This is a genomic window from Mycobacterium lacus (assembly GCF_010731535.1).
GTDB classification, from domain to species: domain Bacteria; phylum Actinomycetota; class Actinomycetes; order Mycobacteriales; family Mycobacteriaceae; genus Mycobacterium; species Mycobacterium lacus.
This window is the reverse complement of sequence record NZ_AP022581.1, coordinates 3,505,689-3,525,042: the sequence shown is the minus strand read 5'-3', so window position 1 is coordinate 3,525,042 and position 19,354 is coordinate 3,505,689. Positions and strand designations below refer to the sequence as shown.

General features: G+C 65.8%; 17 protein-coding genes and 1 pseudogene. 6 read left to right on the top strand and 12 right to left on the bottom strand.

The features are described from left to right. Nucleotides 1-108: 108 nt before the first annotated feature. The 3 genes from nagA to G6N24_RS16150 are packed head-to-tail and all read right to left on the bottom strand — an operon-like array spanning nt 109 to nt 2,962. Entirely contained in the window at nt 109-1,260 is a 1,152-nt protein-coding gene (nagA, locus tag G6N24_RS16160; protein WP_085162488.1) for an N-acetylglucosamine-6-phosphate deacetylase, read from the bottom strand. Further along, the gene (locus G6N24_RS16155) at nt 1,257-2,636 is read right to left on the bottom strand and encodes a sugar porter family MFS transporter (protein WP_085162500.1); all 1,380 of its coding nucleotides are present in this window, start codon (nt 2,634-2,636) and stop codon (nt 1,257-1,259) included. Before G6N24_RS16155 ends, nagA begins: the two co-directional genes overlap by 4 nt. Further along, nucleotides 2,633-2,962 carry a PH domain-containing protein gene (locus G6N24_RS16150; RefSeq protein ID WP_085162487.1) on the bottom strand — a complete coding sequence of 110 codons (330 nt, stop codon included), beginning with the start codon at nt 2,960-2,962 and terminating at the stop codon, nt 2,633-2,635. The genes G6N24_RS16155 and G6N24_RS16150 overlap by 4 nt, the downstream gene beginning before the upstream one ends. 238 nt (nt 2,963-3,200) lie before the next feature. Between G6N24_RS16150 and G6N24_RS16145 the strand changes: the two genes are divergently transcribed. Next, on the top strand, nt 3,201-4,517 hold the full coding sequence (locus tag G6N24_RS16145; RefSeq protein ID WP_085162486.1) for a hypothetical protein: 1,317 nt from the start codon (nt 3,201-3,203) through the stop codon (nt 4,515-4,517). 73 nt (nt 4,518-4,590) lie between these two features. Here G6N24_RS16145 and G6N24_RS16140 read toward each other — a convergent pair whose 3' ends face one another. The 4 genes from G6N24_RS16140 to G6N24_RS16125 all read right to left on the bottom strand — a co-directional run bounded on the left by G6N24_RS16140 (nt 4,591) and on the right by G6N24_RS16125 (nt 10,766). Beyond that, nucleotides 4,591-7,473, bottom strand: coding sequence for an MMPL/RND family transporter (locus G6N24_RS16140; RefSeq protein ID WP_085162485.1), 2,883 nt, complete (start codon nt 7,471-7,473; stop codon nt 4,591-4,593). Beyond that, nucleotides 7,470-7,907 (bottom strand): MmpS family transport accessory protein, encoded by a 438-nt coding sequence (locus tag G6N24_RS16135; protein ID WP_085162499.1) that lies wholly within the window; start codon nt 7,905-7,907, stop codon nt 7,470-7,472. The genes G6N24_RS16140 and G6N24_RS16135 overlap by 4 nt, the downstream gene beginning before the upstream one ends. 177 nt (nt 7,908-8,084) lie before the next feature. Beyond that, the gene (locus G6N24_RS16130) at nt 8,085-9,317 is read right to left on the bottom strand and encodes a D-alanyl-D-alanine carboxypeptidase family protein (protein WP_085162484.1); all 1,233 of its coding nucleotides are present in this window, start codon (nt 9,315-9,317) and stop codon (nt 8,085-8,087) included. Nucleotides 9,318-9,437: 120 nt separating this feature from the next. Continuing rightward, on the bottom strand, nt 9,438-10,766 hold the full coding sequence (locus G6N24_RS16125; RefSeq protein ID WP_085162483.1) for an aspartate aminotransferase family protein: 1,329 nt from the start codon (nt 10,764-10,766) through the stop codon (nt 9,438-9,440). 72 nt (nt 10,767-10,838) lie between these two features. Here G6N24_RS16125 and G6N24_RS16120 point away from each other — a divergent pair, with 72 nt between their 5' ends. Then, entirely contained in the window at nt 10,839-11,786 is a 948-nt protein-coding gene (locus G6N24_RS16120; RefSeq protein ID WP_085162482.1) for a sigma-70 family RNA polymerase sigma factor, read from the top strand. Here the strand turns inward: G6N24_RS16120 and G6N24_RS16115 are convergent. Next, nucleotides 11,710-12,357, bottom strand: a pseudogene (locus G6N24_RS16115) (carboxymuconolactone decarboxylase family protein); the annotation flags it as partial. The gene G6N24_RS16120 and the pseudogene G6N24_RS16115 overlap by 77 nt on opposite strands. Nucleotides 12,358-12,425: 68 nt before the next feature. On the opposite strand from G6N24_RS16115, the gene G6N24_RS16110 reads away from it, so the two are divergent. After that, nucleotides 12,426-12,863, top strand: coding sequence for a condensation domain-containing protein (locus G6N24_RS16110; protein ID WP_085162498.1), 438 nt, complete (start codon nt 12,426-12,428; stop codon nt 12,861-12,863). Nucleotides 12,864-12,931: 68 nt separating this feature from the next. Here the strand turns inward: G6N24_RS16110 and G6N24_RS16105 are convergent, their stop codons facing one another. From G6N24_RS16105 to sdhC, 4 genes are read right to left on the bottom strand one after another with little or no spacing between them, the layout of a single operon-like run. Continuing rightward, nucleotides 12,932-13,714, bottom strand: coding sequence for a succinate dehydrogenase iron-sulfur subunit (locus tag G6N24_RS16105; RefSeq protein ID WP_085162480.1), 783 nt, complete (start codon nt 13,712-13,714; stop codon nt 12,932-12,934). Next, nucleotides 13,714-15,486 (bottom strand): succinate dehydrogenase flavoprotein subunit, encoded by a 1,773-nt coding sequence (sdhA, locus tag G6N24_RS16100; RefSeq protein WP_085162479.1) that lies wholly within the window; start codon nt 15,484-15,486, stop codon nt 13,714-13,716. Before sdhA ends, G6N24_RS16105 begins: the two co-directional genes overlap by 1 nt. An 11-nt stretch (nt 15,487-15,497) precedes the next feature. Continuing rightward, nucleotides 15,498-15,962: a succinate dehydrogenase hydrophobic membrane anchor subunit gene (locus G6N24_RS16095; RefSeq protein ID WP_085162478.1), complete on the bottom strand. Its 465-nt coding sequence runs from the start codon at nt 15,960-15,962 to the stop codon at nt 15,498-15,500. Continuing rightward, entirely contained in the window at nt 15,959-16,297 is a 339-nt protein-coding gene (gene sdhC / locus G6N24_RS16090) for a succinate dehydrogenase, cytochrome b556 subunit (RefSeq protein ID WP_232070589.1), read from the bottom strand. The genes G6N24_RS16095 and sdhC overlap by 4 nt, the downstream gene beginning before the upstream one ends. A gap of 237 nt (nt 16,298-16,534) precedes the next feature. Between sdhC and G6N24_RS16085 the strand changes: the two genes are divergently transcribed. From G6N24_RS16085 to G6N24_RS16075, 3 genes are read left to right on the top strand one after another with little or no spacing between them, the layout of a single operon-like run. Continuing rightward, complete coding sequence (locus G6N24_RS16085; RefSeq protein WP_085162476.1) at nt 16,535-16,936, top strand: cytidine deaminase; 402 nt, start codon at nt 16,535-16,537, stop codon at nt 16,934-16,936. Then, nucleotides 16,933-18,234, top strand: coding sequence for a thymidine phosphorylase (locus G6N24_RS16080; protein WP_085162475.1), 1,302 nt, complete (start codon nt 16,933-16,935; stop codon nt 18,232-18,234). The genes G6N24_RS16085 and G6N24_RS16080 overlap by 4 nt, the downstream gene beginning before the upstream one ends. Next, nucleotides 18,231-19,319: an adenosine deaminase gene (locus tag G6N24_RS16075; protein ID WP_085162474.1), complete on the top strand. Its 1,089-nt coding sequence runs from the start codon at nt 18,231-18,233 to the stop codon at nt 19,317-19,319. The genes G6N24_RS16080 and G6N24_RS16075 overlap by 4 nt, the downstream gene beginning before the upstream one ends. The last annotated feature ends 35 nt before the right edge of the window (nt 19,320-19,354 follow it).

Here is a 19,354-nt window from a genome sequence, read left to right as displayed (position 1 = left end):
CGCGGCCAACGCTCTGATCAACCACGGTGCACGTTCCGGGGATAACAATCTCACGGAATCGCAAGCCCTTGTCAACTGTTGCATAGGGCGATGGTTATCTAGGTAATGCTATGTGTCAGTCGTGCCAGCCCGCCAGACGCCGTTGGCCATGACCGCCACGACTCCCAGATCCTGGTCCAGCACAACGAGGTTGGCGGCAAAGCCGGCCCGCAGATTGCCGACGCACTCGAGCCTGAGGGCGCGGGCCGGCGTCGCCGAGGTCACCTGCACCGCTGCGGTCAGCGCCGCGTCGGGGTCGGGCCGAAAGCCCGCCACATTCCGGAAGAGCTGATCCATGGTGGCGGTGCTGCCCGCGATCGTCGACGTCTGGTGCACCCGCACCACGCCCGACTCGACATCCACAGGCACCGTGCCAAGCCGAAACGCGCCGTCTCCGCAGCCGGCCGCGGCGATCGCGTCGGTGACCACCGCGACCCGTTCGGGGGTCGCGGCCTCGATCACCGCGTGCACCATGGCGGGGTGGACGTGCACGCCGTCGGCGATGATCTCGACGGTCACCCGGGGGTCGGCCAGCAAGGCGAGAGCGGGTCCGGGTACGCGATGGTCCAGCGGTGGCATCGCGTTGAACAGATGGGTGCCCACCGTCGCGCCCAGGGCGATGGCGCGTTGGGTTTGTTCATAGCTGGCATCCGTGTGTCCCACGGCCACAACCACACCCGCGTCAAGAAAGCGCCGGATGGCCTCGGTGCTGCCGGGCAACTCGGGGGCCAGCGTGACCATCCGGACGGTGCCATCGGCCGCGGCGAGAACGGCGTCGATCTCGGCGAGATCCGGAGCACGCAACCGGGTGTGGTCGTGTGCGCCGCACCGTGCCGGGTTCAGGTACGGCCCCTCCAGGTGGATGCCGGCGACGGTGCCGCGCCGCGTTTCCTCGGCAAGGGCGCCCACGGCGGAAAGCATCTCTGCGGGTGTGGCGGTGACGAGACTGGCCAGCGTGGTGGTGGTGCCGTGCCGCAGGTGAAACTCCGCCGCGCGGGCGACGTCCCCGGCGTTGCCCTCGGTGTATGAGGCACCGCCGCCACCGTGCACGTGCATATCGATAAACCCGGGCACCACAACGCAATCCGGGAAGGCGACATCGACGGGACCAGCAGGCATGCCGGCCCCGCAGTCGACAATCCGTCGACCGGTTGTCTGCACCCAGCCCGGGCGGCAGATCTGGCCGTCGATGACCACGGTGCCCGCACCGATCAGGGTCACCGGGTCTCCGTGGCGCCGGTGGGCTCGGCGGGCCAGCGTCCGCCGTTCTCCCAGAAGTGCCGGATCTCCTCGAGCTGGCGGCCTTTGGTCTCCGGCGCATACCGGTAGACCACGACGAAGGCAGCGACGGCGAGGGTCCCGAACACCGCGAAAATGCCGGCGCCGCCGAGCCAATGCAGCATCGTGAGGAAGAAGCCGGCAACGAGCGCGTTGGCCGTCAGGTTGAAGGTAAGCATCGTGCTCGACCCCAGCGACCGCAGGTGGGTCGGGAAGGCTTCGCCGGCGTATACCCATACCAGCGAGCCGAACCCCAAGTTGAAGCCGACGATGAACAGCAACACGCCGACAAACCCGAATATCAGGCCGAAACCATGGGCGAAAACGGCGATCAGCACGGCGTCGGCGGCCATCATCATGGCTATGCCGGACAACAGGATTGGGCGTCGGCCCAGCCGGTCGACAAGAACCAGCGAGGTGCACACCGCGGCCAATCCGGCGACCTGCACCATTGCCGGCAGAGCCAGCAGCGCGAAGTTGCCCTGAAAGCCCATGGCTTCGAACAGCCGGGGGCTGTAATAGATGATCCCGTTGATGCCGGTGATCTGGACGAGAACACCGAGTGCGATCACAAAGATGGTGGCTCGCAGGTACGGACGCCGCAGCATCGCGGACAGACTGCTCTTGAAGGGGCTTGCGCCCTCGCGCAGGGCGCGGGCGATCTCGTCCAGCTGCTGTTGCGCGTCGGCGTCGGGCTCGACTCGCAACACGGCCCGGCGGGCGTCGGCGTCCCGACCCTTGAGCAGGTACCATCTAGCGGTATCCGGCATGCGAATCAGCAACAGCGCCAGTAGCGTCGCGGGCACGGCGGCCAGCCCGAGCATCCACCGCCAGCTGTGCGTATCGGCGAGCAGATAACCGGTCAGGTAGCCGAGGATGATGCCGCTGACCGTCGCCACTTGATAAGCGGCCACCAACGATCCGCGCACTGCCGCCGGTGCCAATTCCGCGACGTACACCGGGGCCACCACCACCGACACGCCGATGGTCACACCCAGTAGCAGGCGCGCCACCAGCAGCATCGGCAGCGAGACGGAGACCGCGTCCAGCACGGCGAATATCGCGTAGCCGGCGGTGATCGCCACCATCGACCTTTTTCGCCCGATCGCGTTGGCGAGGACACCGCCGCCCGATGCCCCGGCGATCTGGCCGATCACCACCATCGTGGTGAGCAGTTCCTGCTGCCGCGTGGTGAGGCCGAACTCCTCGGTGATGAATAGCAGCGCGCCCGCGATGATCGACAGGTCGTATCCGTAGATGACGCCGACGCTGGCCGCGGTGAGGCCGACCCGGAGTCCGCGCTGCGACAGACCCCTCAGCTGACCGGTACCCGGGTGCTCAGCAACTCGGCGACGCGGTCGGGATCCTCGGGAGTGATGCACGGCTTCACTCGGGCGTCCACGTCGAGGATTAGCAGGGCCTTTTTGCTGCCCCGTCGGAAGTCCAGCGGGAACCAGTAACGCGGGTCGGATGTCCCCCAGAAGCGGCCCTTGCCGGACAGCCAGTTCATCGGCTGAGCCTTGACGCCGCGGATGTCCGTGTAGGCGATCCGCTTGTGGCCGGCCAACGGGAAGTAGTAGCGGCGGATGGTGATGCCGTGCTCGTCGAGCGTCAGCCCGGCGTCCTCGTATAGGGCTTCAGTCATCCCGATGAGGCTGCCACAGCGGCGTGGGCCGGTCAACATTCCGGCTGGGCCGCCGCCAGGCTGCGGTTGGGCCGCCGGGCGGCAAATTGTCCTTGGCGGAAACCAATGAGGCGTCGAGGTCGATCAGCTAACCTACCCCGGCACCAGGCGTTCCCACGATCGGGGGACAAAAGATTCCGCTCATGAAATTTGATCGGAGGATTGTTTTGGCCGCTCAGCGTCCATATTGTCGTCAATCATGCCGGTATCGCTAGAGCCCGAAGCCGCGGCGCGAAAACAACCGTTCGGGCAACTGCTTACCCAGGGCACGTTGTACACCGCGGGGACGCAGCTGAGCAATGGTGCCGTGGTGCTGCCATTCATCTGCGCACACGAGCGGATTGCCTGGGCGGCCGCGCTGCTATTTCCCGCGTACAGCATCGGCAGTATCGTGGGAAATTCGGCGTCGCCGGCGATCCTGCAGCGAGTGGGGCGACTGCGCCACCTGCTGCTGGCGGCGTCGGCGGCGACCACGGCGACACTGTATTTTCTTCTCGCAATAATCCCCTGGTCTGGTGTTCACATGGGGACGGTTTTTCTGCTGACGTCCGCGGCCGGCGGGGTCGTCGTCGCGGTTGCCAGTGTCGCTTATGCAGACATGATCTCCAACAAGCTCTCCGCGTCGCGACGGGGCGAGCTGCTGCTGGCCCAAGGGGCCATCGGGTCGGTGCTGGCCACCGGCGTCATCCTGCTAGCCGTGCCGGTGCTCGCGCGCGGTGACGAGGTGGCCTATCACCGCGATCTACTGTGGCTGGGCGCAACCGGACTAGCTGCCTCCGCCATCGCGGCGGTGTTCGTCGGCCCAGTGCGGTCCGTTTCGGTCACCACGCGAATGCGCCTGCGGGACACCTACCGGCAGGGCTTCGCGGTCGCCCGGTCTCAGCCGTGGTTTCGCCGATACGCGGTGACGTACCTATTGTTCCTTCCGGTCAGCATGGGCACCACGTTCTATAGCCTGCGCACCGCGCGCCAGGGCGGCACGTTGCACGTGCTGGTGGTCCTTTCCAGTGTCGGACTGGTTATCGGTTCGGCGCTGTGGCGCAAGGTCTATCGCCTGCACGGGGTGCGCGGCATGTTGCTGGGCAGTGCCCTGCTCAGCGCCGCCGCCGCGGCGCTGAGCATCGTGGCTGAGTGGTGCGGCCAGTGGTTTCACACGTGGGCGTACGGCACGGTGTTCTCGCTGGCGACGGTTTCCGCGCAGGCTGTGTTCGCCGCGGCCATCTCGTGGATCAGTGTGAGCGCGCCCGAACAGCACCGCGGGACGCTGATCGGTTTCGGCTCGACGTTGGTTGCCATCGAATCCGCCGTGCTGGGAGCCGGGTTCGGCGCAATTGCCCAGATACACACCACGAGCTGGCCGGTTGTCGTCATGCTGGTCCTGGCCGTCGTCGCGGGCCTTGCGGCCTTGGGCGCGCCTCAGTCGGGGAGACGGGCCGAAGTCAATCGTCGTCAGCGCAGCGTGAAATGCTCGGGCCGGTCGCGCTCGAAACCATCGATGGCACTCGCAACCCTCTGAGGGTGCCGTTAGCGGAGCGCGAGCAGTCGTAAAGGCCCCAAAAATGTTGGGGCCTTTACGACTGCTCGGCTAGTTATTTATCGGCAGGCGTGAGCAACAGGGCGCGCACCAAACGGCGGGGCCCGAAGGGCCGAAGCATCTGACTAGCCGGGCGCGGGCGCACCCGTTGCGGCCACCAGAACCAGCGCCCGAGCAACGCGGCAATGGACGGCGTCATAAACGAGCGCACGATCAGCGTGTCGAACAGCAGGCCCAAGCCGATGGTGGTACCGATCTGGCCAATGATCCGCAGATCGCTGAACACAAACAAGGACATGGTGACCGCGAACACCATGCCGGCAGCCGTCACCACGCCGCCCGTGCCGGCCATCGCACGGATAATTCCCGTATTCAAACCGGCACCAATTTCCTCTTTGAGCCGGGAGATCAGCAACAAATTGTAGTCGGATCCCACGGCCAGGAGCAGGATCACCGACATCGCCAACACCATCCAATACAGCTCGATGCCGAGAATATCCTGCCAGATGAGCACGGAAAGCCCGAAAGAGGCGCCCATTGAAAGCAGCACAGTCCCTACGATGACTACGGCGGCAACCACACTTCGGGTGACTATCATCATGATGATCAAAATGAGACTGATCGCAGCTACTCCGGCGATCAGCAGATCGTATATGGCGCCCTCTCGAATGTCCTTGAACGTCGCAGCGGTGCCGCCCAGGTAGATCGCGGCGCCCTGCAAAGGAGTTCCCTTTATGGCCTCCCTTGCCGCCTGCTTGATCGGGTTGACACGAGCGATTCCCTCGGGCGACGCGGGATCCCCCTCGAGAGAAATGATAAAGCGGGCGGCCTTGCCGTCGGGCGACAAAAACATCTTCAGCCCCCGCTTGAAATCCGGATTGTCGAAAGCCGACTGTGGTAGATAGAACGAATCGTCAATCTGGGCGGCGTCAAAGACCCGGCCCATTGCGCCGGGGTCCTTGCTATTCATCTCCTGCTGCTTGTAAAACGACTGAAGCGTGCCGTGCCAGACCACCAGCATGTTCCTCATCGTCGTCATCGTGGATATCATTACCGGGATCAGCGCCCGCATTTGCGGTAGCAGTGTGATGAGAACGTCCAAATCTTTGACGAGATGCTCGAGTTTTTCAGTTAACTGATCCACGCTATCGAACATGTCGAATATCGATCTTATCGACCAGCAGACCGGGATGTCGTAACAATGCTTTTCCCAGTAGAAATAGCTGCGAATCGGCCGAAAGAAATCTTCGAAGTCCGCCAGCTTATCCCTTAAATCGTCGGTGATATTCGACATGTCATGTGTCAGGTGATCCATGTCGACAGTAGTATTAATGACCTCGCCCATGAGATCATACATGCGGTGCATCGAGGCGATGGCTTCATCCATCGCCTGCCGCTCGATCAGCATGTCGTCCAAGCGGTCCTTCATAAATTGCATGTTCTCGGTACTCGACACGCCCTGCATGCTGATGATGAACGGTATCGAAGTATGTTTGATGGTCGTTCCCAGGGGCCGGGTTATCGCTTTGACCTGTGCGATTCCTGGGCTGTGAAAGATGCCCTTGGCCACCTTGTCCAACACCAACATGTCCACCGGGGTGCGCATATCGTGGTCGGCCTCGATCAACAGCACCTCGGGATTCAGCCGGGCCTGCGAAAAGTGCCGGCCCGCGGCCGCGTCCCCGACGTTGGACGGCATGCTGGCGGGCATGAATTTGCGCAGATCGTAAGTTGTCGTGTAACTCGGTAATGCCAGCAGGCCAATAAACGCAACCACGCATGTCGCCGCGAGAACCGGCCCCGGCCAACGAACAATTGCCGTTCCCACTCGACGCCACCGCCGAGTGTTCATCCTTCGCTTGGGGTCGAAGAGCTTGAAGAAAGTGCCGACCACGAGCACGGCCGGGCCGAGCGTGAGCGCGGCGAAGACCGCGACAAGCATGCCTATCGCACACGGCGGGCCGAGCGTATTGAAGTACGGAAGCCGGGCAAAGCTGAGGCAATACATGGCGCCGGCAATGGTCAAGCCGGAGCCCAAGATCACGTGGGCGGTCCCGTGAAACATCGTGTAGTAGGCGGTTTCCCGATCCTCGCCGGCGTAGCGTGCTTCGTGGTAACGGCCGAGCATGAATATCGTGTAGTCCGTGCTCGCCGCAATCGCCATGAGTGTGAGCAGATTGACCGCGAATGTCGAAAGATTGAAAACATTGCAGTAGGAGAGAAAGGCGACGACTCCTCGGATTGCCCCCAGGTCAATTCCGACCACGATCAGGACGAGAACCATCGTAATTATGGAGCGGTAGATGGTGAGCAACATCAATGCGATCACCACGCTCGTGATCGCGGTGACCTTAGCGATACTTTTGTCGCCGGCCTCGGACTGATCGGCGTTTAGCGCCGATGGGCCGGTGACATAGGCCTTGATTCCGCGCGGTGGCGGCGTGGTTTCCACGATATGCCGCACCGCGTCGACCGAGTTGTTTGCCGAGGTTTCATTCTTGCCGACGACATACACCACGACGTAGGCGGCTTTGTCATCCGCGCTTTGCGATCCCGCCGCCGTCAACGGGTCCCCCCAGAAGTCCTGGACGTGCTCGACATGCCGGGTATCAGCGGAAAGTTTCTTCATCAACTCGCCATAGAATCGGTGCGCCTCGTCGCCGAGTGGCTTGTCGCCCTCCAGCACAATGGTCACCGCGGTATCGGAATCGAACTCATGGAAAACTTGGCCAACGCGTTTTATCGCCTGAATCGACTCGGCGTCGCCGGGGCTCATCGATACCGAATGCGCCTTTCCGACCATTTCCAACTGTGGTACGGCGATATTGACGACGGCGGTGAGGCCCAGCCAGAACAGGATGATCGGCACCGCGAACCGGCGGATCAGCCGCGGCAGAAGAGGCGGACCCGATGCCGGTCCGGGGTGTCTCTCGCTCATGCGGACGACACCTGGCAGAAGGTCAGGGCTTTCAGTCCGGTCTCAGACCGTTCGTCCTTGACGACGCCATTCACGATGATCCGGCAGGTGATCACGTCGCCGGTACTCTGCGCCATAAGGTTGACACTGACCGCGGGTAGCTGCGTCGTGACCGTTTCGGACCACGGGAGGGGCACGTTGCTCAGTTGGCGCACGTGGGCGTCGGGGTCCAAGTAGGCGATCTTTGCGACCGGGGCGGGGCCAAAGACTTCATAGGTCACGCGCTTAGGGTCGAACTGCGGGACATCGGTATCGGCCGCGACCCTGACGGACGGGCGCTGGTGAACGCCGAAGATGCCATGGAGCCGATAGATAACGAGCCCCGCGACGATGGCCACCGCGACGACGGCCAGCAGCAGCCACGTTCGTTTCACTACGCTGGTAGCCGGAATCATCCTCACCTCGTGCTCCGCCACCGGTTCACAAGATTGTCTGCTCGATCGGTGCTCCGGCCACGGCGTTGCCTCTTGCGTTTGCGACGTTGACGCTACCGTCGATAGGCGCAAGCTTCCTGGATTTCGGGTAATCGTTACATGGGCCCCCGGGTGCCGGACACCTGCGCGTTCAGTGCTTTACTCAGGGCTGCGCCGGCGGTTCACCGAGCGTGCGACCATCATCAACCCAAACACGATGATGGTGCCGATGACGGCCACGCCCACCCGTACCGGCAGTGTTTCCGCCGACGACATCAGCCCTGCCGCCTGCGCGCCGTTGGCCTGCCGGTCCGCCGGATTCTCCTGCCCGCCAGTAACCAGCGCGGGGTCGGGTTCGACCAGCGTCCCGATCCGGGTGCCCTGCGGGGTGGCGAATCCGTAATCCAGTAGATGCGCGGCCTGTTCCCACGGGGCAATCGGCTGCCGGGTGCCGTGCAGCAATACCGCCATCAGCCGTCGGCCGTTGTGGTTCGCCGCGCCGACGAACGTCTGGCCGGCATCGTCGGTGTAACCGGTCTTGCCGCCCAGCGCGCCCGGGTAGTGGTAGAGCAGCTGGTTGTCGTTCTCCAGCTCGTAGCCGGGATGGTCGCCATGGCCGGGAAAGTCGAAGGTGCGGGTCGCGACGATGTCGGCGAAGGTGGGGTTCTGCCAGGCGTAGCGGTAGAACAACCCGATGTCGTAGGCCGAGGTGCTCATGCCGGGCCCGTCCAGTCCCGACGGCGTCGCCACCCGGGTGTCCCGGCCGCCTAGCTTGGCGGCCAGCACGTTGATCTTCTCCAGGGCGGTCTGCATGCCGCCGAGCTGCGTCGCCAGCGCGTGCGCGGCGTCGTTGCCGGAATGCATCAGCAGGCCGTGCAGTAACTGGTTGACGGTGTAAGTGCCGCCGGCGTCGACGCCCACCTTGGTGCCCTCGGCGGCCGCGTCGTCCGCGGTGCCGACGACCGACTTGTTGAGATTGAGCGCATTGATGGACGCCATCGCGACCAGCACCTTGATGACGCTGGCGGGGCGGTGCCGGCCGTGCGGATCGCGGGCGGCGATGACGGCGCCGCTGTCCAGGTCCGCCACCAGCCATGCCTCGGCGGAGATGTCGCCCGGCACCGGTGGGGTGCCGGGAGCGGTGACGATGCCGCAGCCGCCCAGCGCGTTGCCGCCGACCGGCGTCGCGGGCACCGCCAGCGGCAGCGGCGGATCGCCCGCCGTGGGGACTTCCGACGAATCCACCGCGGGCGGGGTGGACACCTTGTACGGGCAATTCCCGGCCCCGGCGTTCGCCTCGGCGTTGGGCTCGGCCCTTGCCGTCGGCGCGGCCGGGCCGGCGAGCATTAGAGCCGCTGCGGCCAGGCATGCCGCGGCACGTAAGAAGTCCATCGCCTGTGCAGATTAGGGGATCGGCGGCCCGATCGCCGGGAGCCGCGCTGAGTTCTCTGCCGAGCAGACGCAAACGCCCCTTAACGCACCGCGTGTCGCGGGCGTTTGCGTCTGCTCGGCCTACAACGTGCTGAGAACGCCGCGCAGGATGGATTCGATGGCGTCGAACTCGGCCTGCCCGCTGATCAGCGGTGGCGCCAGCTGGATGACGGGATCGCCGCGGTCGTCGGTGCGGCAATACAATCCGGCCTCGAACAGCGACGACGACACCTGGCCCAACAGCGCTGCGCGTTCCTCGCCGGCGAAGGTCTGCTTCGTCGCTTTGTCCTTGACCAGCTCGATGCCGAAGAAATATCCCTCGCCGCGAACATCGCCGACGATGGGCAGGTCATACAGCTTCTCCAGGGTGGCGCGCAATGCGGGTGAGCGCTGTTTGACCTGCTCGTTGAGGTCCTCGCGGTCGAAGATGTCGAGGTTGGCCAGCGCGACCGCCGTCGACACCGGATGACCGCCGAAGGTATAGCCGTGCGGGAACATCGTCTTGCCGTCGTTGAAGGGCTCGAACAACCGGTCGCTGGCGATCATCGCGCCCAGCGGCGAGTAGCCCGACGTTAGCCCCTTGGCGCAGGTGATCATGTCGGGCACGTAGCCGACGTCCCCGATGTCACAGCAGGCGAACATCGACCCGATCCGGCCGAACGCGCAGATCACCTCGTCGGAGACCAGTAGCACGTCGTACTCGTCGCAAATCTCGCGCACCCGCTCGAAATAGCCGGGGGGCGGTGGAATGGAGCCGCCCGCGTTCTGTACCGGTTCGAGGAACACCGCGGCGACGGTATCCGGACCTTCGAACTCGATCGCCTCGGCGATCCGGTCGGCGGCCCACTGCCCGAACGCCTTGAGATCGGTGCGGAATGGCTCGGGTGCCCGGTAGAAGTTCGTGTTGGGCACGCGGAAGCCGCCGGGTGTCACCGGCTCGAACGGCGCCTTGTACAACGGCAGGCCGGTGATGGCCAGCGCGCCGTGGGTGGCGCCGTGGTAGGCGATCGAGCGCGAAATGACCTTGTGTTTGCCGGGTTTGCCGGTGAGCTTGAAGTACTGCTTGGCCACTTTCCACGCGGTCTCGACGGCCTCCGTGCCGCCGGTGGTGAAGAACACCCGGTTCAGGTCGCCGGGCGCGCGTTGCGCCAGGCGCTCGGCGAGCTCGATGGCGGTGGGGGTGGCATACCCCCACAGCGGGAAGTACCCGAGGGTGCCGGCCTGTCGGGCGGCGGCCTCGGCCAGCTCGGCGCGGCCGTGACCGACCTGCACCACGAACAGCCCGGACAGTGCATCCAGGTAGCCCTTGCCGCGGTCGTCGAAGATAGTGACGCCCTCGCCACGAGTGATGATGGGCGGCGTGATCCCCGGGCCATGGCGGGCATAGTGCAGCCAAAGATTGTCAGTCATTGCCCGCGAGCGTAGCGCCGGTGCGCATTTCAGGGCGCCACGCGGCAGGGGCCATGGCGTTACGCTCGAACAATGACCTCGACGCAGGTCGCGGAGTTTGAGGAGTTGCGACCACATCTCATGTCCGTCGCCTACCGGCTGACCGGAACCGTCGCCGACGCCGAGGACATCGTCCAGGAAGCCTGGCTGCGCTGGGACGCCCGGGACGACGTGATCCATGACCTGCGGGCCTGGCTGACTACCGTGGTGAGCCGGCTCGGCCTGGACCGGATGCGGTCCGCGGCGCACCGGCGCGAAACCTACACCGGCAATTGGCTGCCGGAACCCGTGGTCACCGGATTGGACAGCGCCGATCCGCTGTCTGCCGTGGTGGCTGGTGAGGACGCGCGGTTCGCGGCGATGGTGGTGCTGGAGCGCCTCAACCCCGATCAGCGGGTCGCCTTCGTGCTGCACGACGGCTTTGCCGTGCCGTTTGCCGAGGTGGCCGAGGTGCTGGGGACCACCGAGGCCGCCGCCCGGCAACTGGCCTCGCGGGCGCGCAAGGCCGCCGCAGCCGATCCGCCGCCGAAACCGGACCCCGCCCACAACGAGGTGGTCGGCCGGCTGATGGCCGCCATGGCCGCCGGTGACCTGGACGCCGTGGTGTCGCTGTTGCATCCCGACGTGACCTTCACCGGCGATTCAAACGGCAAGGCGCCCACCGCAGTTCGGGTCATCCATGGGGCGGACAAGGTGGCCCGGTTCATGTTCGGCCTGGCCCGCCGCTACGGCCCGGCGTTTTTCACGGTCAATCAGCTGGCACTGGTCAACGGTGAGCTGGGCGCCTACACCAAAGGTTGCCCCAGCGCCGACGGGTATCGGGAGATGGCCCCGCGGATAACCGCGATGACGGTGTGCGACGGAAAGGTCTGCGCCCTATGGGATATCGCCAACCCCGACAAGTTCACCGCCTCTCCGCTGCGTGACCTTGCTCGGCAGGCTCGGCTGCCCAGGGAACCCGGCACGCGTCACCGGAGCTGAAGCCCTGCTCGGCGATGCCCAGCGCGGTGTTCATCCGCGCCCGCATGTTTTCCACGCCGATCTGGTAGGTCAGCTCGACCACCCCGGCGTCGCCGAAGCGGGCCCGTAGGTCGGCCACCTGCTCGTCGGTGACGGTGTGCGGATCGGTGGTCATCGCGTCGGCATAGGCGATGGCGGCGCGCTCGTCGTCGGTGAACGCCGGAGAAGTCGCGTAATTGTCGATCTCCTTGAGGCGTTCCATGTCGAGGCCATCCAGGCGTTGCAGCATGGACCCGAAGTCCACGCACCAAGAGCAGCCGATCTTGCGCGCGGTCCACAGCACCGCCAGCTCGCGCACATTGACGGGCAGCGTTCGCGATGTGCGTTCCAGCATCGTCTCGTGCACGGCGCTGGCGACGAGCAGAGGCCGGTGGTGTGCGACGACGGTGAACGGCTCGGGGACCTCGCCGTAGCGCCGCTTGGCGACCCGGTACATGGTGCGGACCAGCAAGCCGACGCGATTCGGGGCTAGGGGGTCGATGCGGGTTTTCTGTGTCATACCCATCAGACGAGACGGGTCGCCAAGGTGTGACGGCCACACCACGAGTAGGCCAAGAATCCGCCAAGAATTCGCTGAGGATCGCGCCCGAGCCTGTGGTCATGCCTGCCTACTCGTATCTGGATGAACCGCGGCTCGAAGACATCGAGCCATTGACGCATACCGATGTTCTGGTCGCCCACTCGCGCGTTGACCAAGCGCGCATCCGGGCCGCGGTCGATGCGGTCTTCGACGCGCACCCCGCCCTTGGCTCCGTGTTCGAACCGGCCTTCGATACCTGGACGCCTCGCCCGGGCGGTGCATGGGGCTGGGGGGTGGAACCGCCGGGGTCAACGGTGGCGGATGTGATCGCGAGGCAGCGCGCTGGTTTCGACATGCGCACCGGCCGATTGTTCGCGGTGTCGCTGCTGCCCGGAGCCCCCGAACGGCTGGTGCTCACCGCCAGCAACCTCTGCATAGACGGGCCGTCGTGGCAGCTGGTGGTCGAAGACCTGGTGACGCACTACGACGGGGGTGTTCTGGCGCCTGCGGCCTCGTAGCCCAGCAGACGCAAAAGCCCGCGACACGCCGCGTTTTCAGGGGTTTTTGCGTCTGCTCGGCGGAAAACTCAGCGCGAGAACATCAGCGCGCGCTTGACCTCCTGGATGGCCTTGGTCACCTCGATGCCCCGCGGGCAGGATTCGGTGCAGTTGAACGTGGTCCGGCACCGCCACACCCCGTCGACCTCGTTGAGGATGTCGAGGCGCTCGGCGGCGGCCTCGTCGCGGCTGTCGAAGATGAAGCGGTGCGCGTTGACGATCGCCGCCGGGCCGAAGTAGCTGCCCTCGTGCCAGAACACCGGGCAGCTGGTGGTGCAGCACGCGCACAGGATGCACTTGGTGGTGTCGTCGTAGCGGGCGCGGTCGGTGGGGCTCTGGATCCGCTCCCGCGTCGGTGGGTTGCCGCTGGTGATCAGGTAGGGCTTCACCGCGCGGTAGGCGTCGAAGAACGGCTCCATGTCGACGACCAAGTCCTTCTCCACCGGCAGCCCACGGATGGGCTCGACCGTGACCGTGGGCGATTTGCCGGGCTTTTTCGGCAGGAGGTCGCGCATCAGGACCTTGCACGCCAGCCGGTTGACGCCGTTGATCCGCATGGCGTCGGACCCGCACACCCCGTGCGCGCAGGAGCGCCGGAAGGTGAGTGTCCCGTCCAGGTATCCCTTGATGTAGATCAGCAGGTTCAGCAGCCGGTCGCTGGGCAGGCACGGCACCCGGAAGCTTTGCCAGCCGCCGGTTTCCGCGTACCGGTCAGGGTCGTCGGGGTTGTACCGGGCGATCTTCACGGTCACCATCACCGCGCCCTCGGGAACGGGCGGTAGCGGAGGCGCTAGCTCGGGCTCGACGGCCATCAGTACTTCCGTTCTTTGGGTTCGTAGCGGGTCTGCACGACGGGTTTGAAGTCCAGCCGGACGTCGCTGAGCAGGTCGGTGCCCTCTTTGTCGGCCCCAATTTCCTTATAGGCCATCGTGTGGCGCATGTAGTTGACGTCGTCGCGGTTGGGATAGTCCTCCCGGGCATGCCCGCCACGGGACTCCTTGCGATTCAAGGCGCCGACGACGGTGACCTCGGCCAGCTCCAGCAGGAAGCCCAGCTCGATCGCTTCCAGCAGGTCGCTGTTGAAGCGTTTTCCCTTGTCGTGCACGGTGATTCGAGAGTAGCGTTCCTTCAAGGCGTGGATATCCGTCAAAGCTTGCTTCAGCGTCTCCTCGGTGCGGAACACGGCGGCGTTGTTGTCCATCGTCTGCTGCAGCGCCCCGCGGATGTCGGCCACGCGCTCGTTGCCGTGCTCGGAAAGGATGTCGCCCACCCAGCCCACGACCATCGCCGCCGGCTCCGGCGGCAGGTCGACGAAGTCGTGCCCCTGCGCGTAGCTGGCCGCCGAGATGCCGGCGCGGCGGCCGAACACGTTGATGTCCAGCAGCGAGTTGGTGCCCAGCCGGTTGGCGCCGTGCACCGACACGCAGGCGCACTCGCCGGCCGCGTACAGGCCGGGAACGACGCTGGTGTTGTCCCGGAGCACCTGCCCGGTGACGGTGGTGGGGATGCCGCCCATCAGGTAGTGACACGTCGGGTAGACCGGGACCAGCTCGGTGACCGGGTCCACGCCGAGGTAGGTGCGGGCGAACTCGGTGATGTCGGGCAGCTTGGCCTCCAGCACGTCCTCGCCCAAGTGGCGGACGTCGATGTAGACGTAGTCCTTGTGCGGGCCGGCGCCGCGGCCCTCCAGGACTTCGAGCACCATCGATCGGGCGACGATGTCGCGGGGCGCCAGGTCGACGATCGTCGGGGCATAGCGCTCCATGAAGCGCTCGCCCTCGCCGTTGAGTAGCCGGCCGCCCTCGCCGCGCACCGCCTCGGAGATCAGAATGCCCAGGCCGGCCAGCCCGGTCGGGTGAAACTGGTGAAACTCCATGTCCTCCAACGGAAGTCCCTTGCGGAAGACGATACCGATGCCGTCGCCGGTGAGGGTGTGCGCGTTGGAGGTGGTCTTGTACATGCGGCCCGAACCGCCGGTCGCGATCACGACGGCCTTGGCGTGGAAGACGTGGATCTCGCCGGTGGCCAGCTCGTAGGCGATGACCCCAGTGGCCACCGGCCCGCCCGGGGTGTGCGTGATCGCGAGGTCGAGCGCGTAGAACTCGTTGAAGAACTCCACGTCGTGCTTGACGCAGTTCTGGTAGAGCGTCTGCAGGATCATGTGGCCGGTGCGGTCGGCGGCGTAGCAGGCCCGGCGCACCGGGGCCTTGCCGTGGTCGCGGGTGTGCCCGCCGAAGCGGCGCTGGTCGATGCGGCCCTCGGGGGTGCGGTTGAACGGCATCCCCATCTTCTCCAGGTCGAGCACCGCGTCGATGGCCTCCTTGCACATGATCTCCACGGCGTCTTGGTCGGCGAGGTAGTCGCCGCCCTTCACGGTGTCGAATGTGTGCCATTCCCAGTTGTCGTCTTCGACGTTGGCCAGCGCGGCGCACATGCCGCCCTGGGCGGCGCCGGTGTGGCTGCGGGTGGGGTACAGCTTGGTCAGCACCGCGGTACGAACCCGCGGACCCGCCTCGACCGCGGCCCGCATCCCGGCACCGCCCGCGCCGACGATCACCACGTCGTATCGGTGTTGGTGGATCACCCGGTCGCCTCTCAGGAGATGTTCGCGTCGAACGTCAGCAGCACGTAACTTCCCAGCACGAGCGTGAACGCCATCGACAACGCCAGCAGTGCGTTGAGCCAGAATCGGGTGGAATCCTTGCGGCTGTAGTCGTCGATGATGGTGCGCAGGCCGTTGCCGCCGTGCAGCTGCGCCAGCCACAACAACAGCAGGTCCCAGGTCTGCCAGAACGGCGACGACCAGCGCTGCGCCACGTAGTTGAAATCGATGCGATAGACGCCGTTTTCCCACATCAGTCCGACGAACAAGTGTCCCAGTGCCAAAAACACCAGCACGACACCGGAAAACCGCATGAACAACCAGGCAAACTTCTCGAAGTTGGGCATGCCGGCGCGCCGGCGCGGGGAACGCGGATTGTCCAGGCTGGCGGGCCGGTCGAAGCTGCGCTGTAGCACGGGTGCTCGCTGACCCCTGAGCTGAACGTCGGGGATGCTCATCTGAAGTGCTCCCACATGTGGATGCCCAGCACCACCGCCGCGGGCACCAGGATCAGCAGCCACACGATGCCGACGACCCACAACATCAACCGCTGATGGCGCGGTCCCTGCGACCAGAAGTCGATCAAGATGATCCGGACGCCGTTCAGGGCGTGGTAGGACACCGCGACCACCAGCCCGAATTCCATCAAGCCGACGATCGGGGTTTTGTAGCTCGCCATCACCGAGTTGTAGGCCTGGGGGCTTACCCGCACCAGGGCGGTGTCCAGGACGTGCACGAACAGGAAGAAGAAGATCGTGGCGCCGGTGATGCGGTGCAACACCCAGGACCACATGCCGGGATCGCCCCGATACAGGGTCCGAGGTGGTCGCCGCTTGCTGACTTTTCTCGTGACTGTCGTCGGATCCGCGGTTGTCGCCGTTCTCCTCACCGCCTTCGCAGCTCTAGCCGGGCAATCGAGCTTAACGTGGCCAGGTTGCCCGCGGTGGTCAACAGGGAGATACACGCACCTGTGTCGCAGTGCGCGTTAGGGTTGCTGTCGGAGTTGCCGAGGCGTAAGCGAGGTAACGTAATGCTGTTGGTTGATTGGAATGTGCTGCGGGACAAGGCAATCCATGCAGCCGCTGGCGCCTATGCGCCGTATTCGCGGTTCGGAGTGGGCGCGGCCGCGCTGGTCGACGACGGCCGCGTGGTCACCGGGTGCAATGTCGAGAACGCGTCGTACGGCCTGAGCCTGTGCGCGGAGTGCGGGGTGGTGTGTGCCCTGCATTCGACCGGCGGCGGCCGACTGCGCGCGCTGTCGTGTGTCGACGGGCGTGGGTCTGTGCTGATGCCGTGCGGACGATGTCGTCAGCTGCTGCTGGAGCATGGCGGACCCGGGATGCTGATCGACCATCCGGCCGGGACCCGCCGGCTCGGCGAACTGCTGCCCGACCCCTTCGATGCCGGGGACCTCTCCCGGGAACGTCCTTGACCGACATCGGATTCGACGCGCCGACGGTGATCCGGACCAAACGGGACGGCGGCCGGTTGTCCGATGCCGCCATCGACTGGATCATCGCCGCCTACACCGACGGCCGGGTCGCCGACGAACAGATGGCGGCGCTAGTGATGGCGATCTTTTTTCGCGGCATGGACGGCGGCGAGATCGCCAGGTGGACGTCGGCGATGCTGGCCTCGGGTGAACGGATGGATTTCACCGATCTGCGCGTCCACGGTAGGCCACTACCTATTGTGGGCAAGCACTCGACCGGCGGGGTGGGGGACAAGACCACGCTGGTGTTGGTGCCCGTCGTCGCCGCGTGTGGCGCTGCCGTGCCCAAGGCTTCCGGCCGCGGGCTGGGGCATACCGGCGGCACCCTGGACAAGCTGGAATCCATCGCGGGCTTCACCGTGGAGCTGTCCAGTCAGCGGGTGCGCGAGCAACTGTGCGACCTCGGCGCGGCGATCTTCGCCGCCGGTCAGCTGGCGCCGGCCGATAAGAAGCTGTACGCGCTGCGCGATATCACCGCGACGGTCGAGTCCCTGCCGTTGATCGCCAGCTCGGTGATGAGCAAGAAGCTGGCCGAGGGGATCGGCGCGCTGGTGCTCGACGTGAAGGTCGGTGCCGGGGCGCTGCTGGAGTCGGAGGCGCGGTGCCGCGAACTGGCGCGCACGATGGTCGAGTTGGGCGCGGCGCATGGGGTGCCCACCCACGCGCTACTGACGGACATGAACTGCCCCCTGGGCGCGACCGTCGGCAACGCGCTCGAGGTCGCCGAGGCGTGCGAGGTGCTCGCCGGCGGCGGGCCACCCGACGTGGTGGAGCTGACGCTGCGGCTGGCCACCGAGATGCTCGAGCTGGCCGGCATCGACGGCCGCGACCCCGCGCAGACGCTGGCCGACGGTACCGCGATGGACCGATTCCGCCGGTTGGTGGCCGCGCAGGGCGGTGACTTGTCGGTACCGTTGCCGATCGGTGCGCATTCAGAGACCGTGATCGCCGATCGGAGCGGAACAATGGCCACTATCGACGCGATGGCAGTGGGGCTGACCGCATGGCGGCTCGGCGCGGGCAGATCCCGCCCGGGCGACCGAATTCAGCCCGGCGCCGGTGTCAGGATTCACCGTCGCCCCGGGGAGCCCGTGGCGGCCGGCGAGCGGTTGTTCACCCTCTACACCGACACCCCGGAACGCTTCGGCGCCGCGATGGCCGAGCTGGACGGCGCCTGGAGCGTCGACGACACGCCGCCCGAGCCAAGGCCGCTGATCGTCGAGCGGATCCTCCGATGACGGGTGCGCCGACGCTGGAGACAATCAGGCAAGCGCCCAAGGCCCTGCTGCACGACCACCTCGACGGCGGGCTGCGCCCAGCCACCGTGCTCGACATCGCCGGCCAGGTCGGTTACGACGGCCTGCCCGCCACCGACGTCGACGCGCTGGCGGCCTGGTTTCACGCCACGTCGTACCGCGGCTCGCTGGAGCGCTACCTCGAGCCGTTCTCGCACACCGTGGCGGTGATGCAGACGCCCGAGGCGCTGCACCGGGTCGCCTTTGAGTGCGTGGAGGACCTGGCGGCCGACTCCGTGGTATATGCCGAGGTGCGGTTCGCGCCGGAGCTGCACATCGCGCGCGGATTGTCGTTCGACGAGGTGGTCGATGCCGTGTTGGCGGGTTTCGCCGATGGTGAGAAGGCCTGTGCGGCGGATGGCCGTCGGATCACCGTGCGCTGCCTGGTCACCGCGATGCGGCACGCCGCGTTATCGCGCGAGATCGCCGAGCTAGCGATCCGGTTCCGGGACAAGGGGGTGGTCGGGTTCGACATCGCCGGCGCGGAGGCCGGCTATCCGCCGTCCCGGCACCTGGACGCCTTCGAATACATGCGAAATAACAACGCGCGCTTCACGATTCATGCCGGCGAGGCATTCGGGCTGCCGTCCATCCACGAGGCCATCGCGTTCTGCGGTGCCGACCGGCTGGGTCACGGGGTGCGCATCGTCGACGATGTTGGCGTCGACGACCGCGGCGGCTTCAAGCTGGGCCGGCTGGCATCCATCTTGCGGGACAAGCGAATCCCCTTGGAGTTGTGCCCCAGCTCCAACGTGCATTCCGGCGTGGTCGGCAGCATCGCCGAGCACCCGTTCGACCTGCTGGCCCGGGCCCGGTTCCGGGTGACCGTCAACACCGACAACCGGCTGATGAGCGACACGTCGATGAGCCGCGAAATGCACCGCCTGGTGGAGGCGTTCGGCTACGGCTGGAGCGACTTGGAGCGCTTCACGATCAATGCGATGAAGTCGGCGTTCATTGCGTTCGATGAGCGGCTGGCGATCATCGACGAGGTGATCAAGCCGCGGTTCGCGGTGCTGATCGGCTAACGGGAACCCCTGATCCCCCGCCCGGATCGCGGTAG

Bases quoted from the DNA above. Each gene is read 5' to 3' on its own strand.
- G6N24_RS16125 (WP_085162483.1), bottom strand. From the start codon at position 10,766: ATGACTGACAATCTTTGGCTGCACTATGCCCGCCATGGCCCGGGGATC.
- G6N24_RS16095 (WP_085162478.1), bottom strand. From the start codon at position 15,962: ATGAGCATCCCCGACGTTCAGCTCAGGGGTCAGCGAGCACCCGTGCTA.
- G6N24_RS16135 (WP_085162499.1), bottom strand. From the start codon at position 7,907: ATGATTCCGGCTACCAGCGTAGTGAAACGAACGTGGCTGCTGCTGGCC.
- G6N24_RS16105 (WP_085162480.1), bottom strand. From the start codon at position 13,714: ATGGCCGTCGAGCCCGAGCTAGCGCCTCCGCTACCGCCCGTTCCCGAG.
- sdhC (WP_232070589.1), bottom strand. From the start codon at position 16,297: ATGTGGTCCTGGGTGTTGCACCGCATCACCGGCGCCACGATCTTCTTC.
- G6N24_RS16110 (WP_085162498.1), top strand. From the start codon at position 12,426: ATGCCTGCCTACTCGTATCTGGATGAACCGCGGCTCGAAGACATCGAG.
- G6N24_RS16085 (WP_085162476.1), top strand. From the start codon at position 16,535: ATGCTGTTGGTTGATTGGAATGTGCTGCGGGACAAGGCAATCCATGCA.
- G6N24_RS16150 (WP_085162487.1), bottom strand. From the start codon at position 2,962: ATGACTGAAGCCCTATACGAGGACGCCGGGCTGACGCTCGACGAGCAC.
- G6N24_RS16145 (WP_085162486.1), top strand. From the start codon at position 3,201: ATGCCGGTATCGCTAGAGCCCGAAGCCGCGGCGCGAAAACAACCGTTC.
- G6N24_RS16140 (WP_085162485.1), bottom strand. From the start codon at position 7,473: ATGAGCGAGAGACACCCCGGACCGGCATCGGGTCCGCCTCTTCTGCCG.
- G6N24_RS16075 (WP_085162474.1), top strand. From the start codon at position 18,231: ATGACGGGTGCGCCGACGCTGGAGACAATCAGGCAAGCGCCCAAGGCC.
- G6N24_RS16130 (WP_085162484.1), bottom strand. From the start codon at position 9,317: ATGGACTTCTTACGTGCCGCGGCATGCCTGGCCGCAGCGGCTCTAATG.
- G6N24_RS16120 (WP_085162482.1), top strand. From the start codon at position 10,839: ATGACCTCGACGCAGGTCGCGGAGTTTGAGGAGTTGCGACCACATCTC.